Annotated in this window: 2 protein-coding genes; both read left to right on the top strand. The window is 69.1% G+C overall.

Annotated elements, in window-relative coordinates:
- The first annotated feature begins 1,154 nt into the window (after positions 1–1,154).
- Positions 1,155–5,678, top strand: a complete 4,524-nt coding sequence (gltB, locus tag AB0B82_RS31095; RefSeq protein ID WP_360176581.1) for a glutamate synthase large subunit — start codon at positions 1,155–1,157, stop codon at positions 5,676–5,678.
- The gene (locus AB0B82_RS31090; protein WP_360176578.1) at positions 5,678–7,144 is read left to right on the top strand and encodes a glutamate synthase subunit beta; all 1,467 of its coding nucleotides are present in this window, start codon (positions 5,678–5,680) and stop codon (positions 7,142–7,144) included. The genes gltB and AB0B82_RS31090 overlap by 1 nt, the downstream gene beginning before the upstream one ends.

Raw genomic sequence — 7,144 nt, 5'->3', positions numbered from 1 at the left:
AAGGGTACGGAACCCACAACACGATGGGTGAACCCACCGTGTTGTGGAAACCCGGTAGCGCCGACGACCACGCCATCACCCTCGCGCCGTACCACCACCCTCGCGCCACCACCCACGCCACGACGCCCACCGTCACCGCGTGCCGAACACCGCCGACCAGATCACCGCCGGCTGATCCGCGGCACGGCATTCGAGCGGATAACCCCTCGTGGTGGGGGTTCTCTGCTGGTGTACGAGCAGAGAACCCCCAACAGGCGCGGATATCCCCGTGCGTGGGAGTCCCGCGACCGAACCCCGCGTTGTCGTGCTCCCCGGCTCCCGTTCCTGGACCAGCTCAGACACCTGAACAGCTCAAACACCCGAAACAGTTGAGGGCGTGCGCCGCTACAGCACACCGGCCCCATCCACACATCAGCCACACGCGCCGGAAGATTGCTGAGGGGCACTGCCCAGGACTGCTGGCGGGACTGTTTCCCTCCGCGATCGACGTCACCCGCTACCCCACCTACCAGGCGTTCTACGAAGCCTGGCTGACCACTTCGTCGACTCCCGGGGAGAGTCCACCCAACCGCTTGCGGTGATCACCGGGTCTTAGGAGGGTTTGGCGTCTGGAGTACAGAAACCCTCCACTGTCCGGCGGAAATCTCGCCTAGATGATTGATGCACGGCCTGGTCTGGATTCGGTGGTCGTAGTGATGGGCCGAGGACGCTCGGGCGTGTGGCGTGGGTGGCGTGTGGCGTGTGTCAGGTCGACAGGACGTCTCCCGTGACAGGGGTCACAGCTGAGCGTGAACCAGACACCGAACACACCCGCCCCGCACCACACCAACTGTCGAGCGTGCACACCTTCGGGCCGCGCATCAATCATCCAGGGGGCTTTTCGGCGGCGGGGATGCCACAGCCGGCCGAATCGCCCGTCGGTCTCAGCAGGTGAATGGCGGGTGGTGGGGTGGCCGGAGGCGAGGGACGCTGGGAGGATGGGGCTGGTAGTGAGCGCTTGCTTACGCAGTGTCATCAGCGCGTGATCAGGGCGTTTCGTGGTGGACAGGCGGTCCATCTGGCGGGCGTCATGAGGTAGTCTCGGGACTCCCGGCTTGGGCCAATGTTGTCCCGCGGCCAGTTGTTTTTGACCGTAGGACGACGGGAGCTCCTGAATGTATGGTCCCGCCCCTTTCCCGAGCGAGGGTTTGTACGACGGACGCCACGAGCACGACGCGTGTGGTGTCGCCTTCGTCGCGACTCTGACCGGTGAACCCAGCCACGACATCGTGGCGAAGGCCTTGACCGCCCTGCGGAATCTCGAGCATCGCGGCGCTTCCGGCGCCGAACCGGACTCCGGCGACGGCGCCGGCATCCTGATTCAGGTTCCGGACGCCTTCTACCGCAAGGTGTGCGATTTCGAGCTGCCGGCCCCGCGCACGTACGCGACCGGTATCGCGTTCCTGCCCGCGGACGCCGACGACGCCGAGAAGGCGATCGCCCGGATCGAGGAGCTCGCGGCCGAGGAGCAGTTGGCCGTGGTCGGGTGGCGCGACGTACCGACCACCCCGGACCTGCTCGGCGCGACGGCCCGCTCGGTGATGCCGACGTTCAAGCAGCTGTTCGTGACCGCGAAGACCGGCCGGGTGCTCGGCCTGGCGTTGGAGCGGATGGCCTTCCGGCTGCGCAAGCGGGCCGAGAAGGAGACCGAGACCTACTTCCCGTCACTGTCGAGCCGGACCATCACCTACAAGGGGATGCTGACCACCGACCAGCTGGACAAGTTCTTCCCCGAGCTGACCGACGACGACCTGGCGTCGGCGATCGGGATCGTGCACTCGCGGTTCTCCACGAACACGTTCCCGTCCTGGCCGCTGGCCCACCCGTACCGCTACATCGCCCACAACGGCGAGATCAACACCGTCCAGGGCAACCGGAACTGGATGCGGGCCCGTGAGGCGCTGCTGGCCAGTGACCTGATCCCGGGCGACCTGGAGCAGCTCTACCCGATCTGTACGCCGGGAGCTTCCGACTCGGCGTCCTTCGACGAGGTGCTCGAGCTCCTGCACCTCGGTGGCCGGTCGCTGCCGCACGCGATGCTGATGATGATCCCGGAGGCGTGGGAGAACGCCGCCACGATGGACCCGAAGCGGCGGGCGTTCTACGAGTTCCACTCGACGCTGATGGAGCCGTGGGACGGCCCGGCGTCGGTGGTCTTCTCCGACGGCACCAAGGTCGGCGCGGTCCTGGACCGCAATGGCCTGCGGCCCTCGCGCTACTGGGTGACCGAGGACGGCCTGGTCGTGCTCGCCTCCGAGGCCGGTGTCCTCGACATCGACCCGGCGACGGTGACCGAGAAGGGCCGGCTCGAGCCCGGCCGGATCTTCCTGGTCGACGTCGACGAGCACCGGATCATCACCGACACCGAGGTGAAGAACCAGCTTGCCAACGAGCACCCGTACGACGAATGGCTGCACGCCGGCCTGATCCGGTTCGAGGACCTGCACGAGCGCGAGCACGTCGTGCACAGCCACGCGTCGGTGACCCGGCGCCAGCAGGTCTTCGGGTACACCGAGGAGGAGCTGCGGGTCATCCTCACCCCGATGGCCAAGAGCGGTGCCGAGCCGATCGGCTCGATGGGTACCGACACGCCGATCGCGGTGCTGAGCGACCGCCCGCGGCTGCTGTTCGACTACTTCGCGCAGCTGTTCGCCCAGGTCACGAACCCGCCGCTGGACGCGATTCGCGAGGAGCTGGTGACCTCGCTGTCGTCGAGCCTCGGCCCGGAGTCCAACCTGCTGAACCCGAGCCCGGCGTCCTGCCGCCAGGTGGTGATCCCGTTCCCGGTGATCACCAACGACGAGCTGGCCAAGCTCCGGCACATCAACCTCGACGGCGACATGCCCGGCCTGGCCACCACGGTCCTGCGCGGCGTGTACGACGTGGAGGGCGGCGGCGAGGCGCTGAAGGCGCGGCTGGACGAGCTGTGCGCCGAGGCGAGCGACGCGATCCGCGACGGCGCCCGCATCCTGGTGCTGTCCGACCGGCACTCGAACGCCGAGAAGGCGCCGATCCCATCGCTGCTGCTCACCTCCGCGGTGCACCACCACCTGGTCCGGGAGAAGACCCGCACCCAGGTCGGCCTGGTCGTCGAGGCCGGTGACGTCCGCGAGGTCCACCACGTCGCGCTGCTGATCGGGTACGGCGCGGCGGCGGTCAACCCGTACCTGGCGCTGGAGTCCGTCGAGGACCTGTGCCGCCAGGGCACGTACCTGCCGGGCGTGGAGCCGGAGCAGGCGATCCGCAACGTGGTGAAGTCGCTCGGCAAGGGCGTCCTGAAGGTGATGTCGAAGATGGGTGTCTCGACGGTCGCGTCGTACACGGGTGCCCAGATCTTCGAGGCCACCGGGCTGTCGCAGGAGCTGATCGACCGGTACTTCACCGGGACCGCGTCCAAGCTCGGCGGGGTCGGTCTGGACACGATCGCCGAAGAGGTCCGGCGCCGCCACCTGCGTGCGTACCCGGCGGACGGCATCCTGCCGGCGCACCGCAAGCTCGAGATCGGCGGCGAGTACCAGTGGCGTCGCGAGGGTGAGCCGCACCTGTTCGACCCCGAGACCGTGTTCCGGCTGCAGCACAGCACGCGGACCGGGCGGTACGACATCTTCAAGCAGTACACGTCCCGCGTGGACGAGCAGTCCGAGCGACTGATGACGCTGCGCGGCCTGTTCGGGTTCAAGTCCGACCGGCAGCCGATCCCGATCGAGGAGGTTGAGCCGGCCAGCGAGATCGTCAAGCGGTTCTCGACCGGCGCGATGAGCTACGGCTCGATCAGCGCCGAGGCGCACACCACGCTCGCAATCGCGATGAACCAGCTCGGCGGCAAGTCGAACACCGGTGAGGGCGGCGAGGACGCCGACCGGCTGTACGACCCGGCGCGCCGGAGCTCGATCAAGCAGGTCGCGTCCGGGCGCTTCGGCGTCACCGCGGAGTACCTGACGAACTCCGACGACATCCAGATCAAGATGGCGCAGGGCGCGAAGCCCGGTGAGGGCGGTCAGCTGCCCGGCCCGAAGGTGTACCCGTGGGTCGCGAGCACGCGGCACTCGACGCCGGGCGTCGGCCTGATCTCGCCGCCGCCGCACCACGACATCTACTCGATCGAGGACCTGGCACAGCTGATCCACGACCTGAAGAACGCGAACCCGCGGGCGCGGATCCACGTGAAGCTGGTCTCTGAGGTCGGCGTCGGCACGATCGCCGCGGGCGTCTCCAAGGCGCACGCGGACGTCGTGCTGATCTCCGGCCACGACGGCGGTACGGGCGCCGCGCCGCTGACGTCGCTGAAGCACGCCGGTGGCCCGTGGGAGCTCGGTCTGGCCGAGACCCAGCAGACCCTGCTGCTGAACGGGCTGCGCGACCGCATCGTCGTCCAGACCGACGGTCAGCTGAAGACCGGCCGTGATGTCGTGATCGCCGCGCTGCTCGGCGCGGAGGAGTACGGTTTCGCGACCGCGCCGCTGGTGGTGTCGGGCTGCATCATGATGCGGGTCTGCCACCTGGACACCTGCCCGGTCGGCGTCGCCACCCAGAACCCGGTGCTCCGCGAGCGGTTCTCCGGCAAGCCCGAGTTCGTGGTGAACTTCTTCGAGTTCATCGCCGAGGAGGTCCGCGAGTACCTGGCGGAGCTCGGTTTCCGCACTCTGGACGAGGCGATCGGCCACGCCGAGGTGCTCGACATCGAGCGCGCGGTCGACCACTGGAAGGCCGACGGGCTCGACCTGTCGCCGATCCTGCACGTGCCGGCGCTGCCCGAGGGCACCGCGCGGCACCGCACCACCGAGCAGGACCACGGGCTGGACAAGGCGCTCGACAACGAGCTGATCCGGATCTGCAAGCCGGCGCTCGACAACGGCGAACCGGTCCGCGCGCAGCTCCCGATCCGCAACGTCAACCGCACCGTCGGCACGATGCTCGGCCACGAGATCACCAAGCGGTACCGCGCGGAAGGGCTGCCGGACGGCACCATCGACCTGACCTTCACCGGGTCGGCCGGCAACTCGTTCGCCGCCTTCGTTCCGCGCGGCGTCACGCTGCGCCTCGAGGGTGATGCCAACGACTACGTCGGCAAGGGCCTGTCCGGCGGCCGGGTGGTGATCCGGCCGGACCGGCGGGCCCGGTTCGACGCTGCCGACCAGATCATCGCCGGCAACGTGATCGCGTACGGCGCGACGTCCGGCGAACTGTTCATCAGCGGCGGCGCCGGCCAGCGGTTCTGCGTCCGGAACTCCGGTGCGACCGCGATCGTCGAGGCGGTCGGCGACCACGCGTGCGAGTACATGACCGGCGGGCGCGTCGTCGTACTCGGCGCCGTCGGCCGGAACTTCGCTGCGGGCATGTCGGGCGGCGTGGCCCACGTGCTCGACCTGGACCCCGCCCTCGTCAACCCGGAGCTGGTCGATCTGCGACCGGTTGACGAGCAGGAGTCCGGACTGTTGCAGGACCTGGTCCGGCGGCACCACGAGGAGACCGGTTCGGAACGGGCGGCCAAGCTGCTCGCCGACTGGCCCGCCGCGGCTGCCAGGTTCACCACGGTGATGCCCCGCGACTACGCCCGGGTGCTGGCGGCCAAGGCGGCCGCCGAGCGCGACGGCCTGGACGAGGACGCCACCACGCGAGCGATGATGGAGGCCATCTGATGGCTGACCCGAAGGGATTCCTGACCACCGGCCGCGAGGTCGCCGACCGGCGGCCCGTCGACGAGCGGGTCAAGGACTGGAAAGAGGTCTACCCCGGCGGGCCCGGCAAGGCGCTGCTGCCGATCATCGGTAAGCAGGCCGGTCGCTGCATGGACTGCGGCATCCCGTTCTGCCACAACGGCTGCCCGCTGGGCAACCTGATCCCGGAGTGGAACGACCTGGTCTGGCGCGACGATTGGTCGAGCGCGATCGAGCGGTTGCACGCGACCAACAACTTCCCGGAGTTCACCGGGCGGCTCTGCCCGGCGCCGTGCGAGACCGCGTGTGTGCTCGGCATCAACCAGGACCCGGTCACGATCAAGAACGTCGAGGTCGCGATCATCGACAAGGCCTGGGAGACCGGTGACGTCAAGCCGCAGCCGCCGGAGTGGCTGACCGGCAAGACGATCGCGGTCGTCGGCTCCGGCCCGGCCGGCCTGTCGGTCGCCCAGCAGTTGACCCGGGCGGGACACACGGTCGCGGTGTACGAGCGTGCCGACGCCCCGGGCGGCCTGCTGCGCTACGGCATCCCCGAGTTCAAGATGGAGAAGATCCAGGTCGACCGCCGGATCCAGCAGATGAAGGAGGAGGGCACGGTCTTCCGCTCCGGCGTCAACGTCGGCGTGGACGTCACCGGCACCCAGCTCAAGCAGCGGTACGACGCCGTGGTCATCGCCACCGGGTCCACCGCGGCCCGCGACCTCCCCGTGCCCGGCCGGGAGTACGGCGGCATCCACCAGGCGATGGAGTACCTGCCGCAGGCTAACCGGGCCGCGCTCGGCCAGACCGTCGAGAACCAGATCGTCGCGACCGGCAAGGACGTGGTGATCATCGGCGGCGGCGACACCGGCGCGGACTGCCTCGGCACGGCGCACCGTCAGGGCGCACGGTCGGTGACGCAGCTGGAGATCATGCCGCGGCCCTCCGAGGAGCGGCCGGGCAACCAGCCGTGGCCGACGTACCCGATGATCTACCGGGTCGCCTCCGCCCACGAGGAGGGCGGCGAGCGGGTCTATGCGGTGTCGACGGTGAACTTCGAGGCCGATGCCGACGGCAACGTCGCGGCGCTGAATCTGGTCGAGGTGGAGTTCAAGGACGGCAAGTTCGCGCCGGTGGAGGGCAGCGAGCGGACGATTCCGGCCCAGCTGGTGCTGCTGGCGATGGGATTCCTCGGTCCGGAGCGCGAGGGCTTCCTCGAGCAGCTCGGGGTCGAGCTCGACGAGCGCGGCAACGTGAAGCGGGACAAGTACTACCAGACCTCGGTGGAGGGTGTCTTCGCCTGCGGTGACGCCGGTCGCGGTCAGTCGCTGATCGTGTGGGCGATCGCCGAGGGACGGTCCTGCGCCAACGGTGTGGACAGCTATCTGACCGGCTCGTCCACGCTGCCCACCCCGATCCCGCCGACCGCCCGCCCGCTGGCGGTCTGA

The sequence above is a fragment of the Kribbella sp. NPDC048915 genome, from assembly GCF_040649595.1.
Taxonomy (GTDB): Bacteria; Actinomycetota; Actinomycetes; order Propionibacteriales; family Kribbellaceae; genus Kribbella.
Note: the sequence above shows the minus strand (reverse complement) of the source record. Positions and strands in the feature narration are given on the sequence as shown.

What these genes read in the sequence shown, in the direction of transcription:
- gltB (WP_360176581.1), top strand. Translation starts at nt 1,155, where the DNA reads ATGTATGGTCCCGCCCCTTTCCCGAGCGAGGGTTTGTACGACGGACGC.
- AB0B82_RS31090 (WP_360176578.1), top strand. Translation starts at nt 5,678, where the DNA reads ATGGCTGACCCGAAGGGATTCCTGACCACCGGCCGCGAGGTCGCCGAC.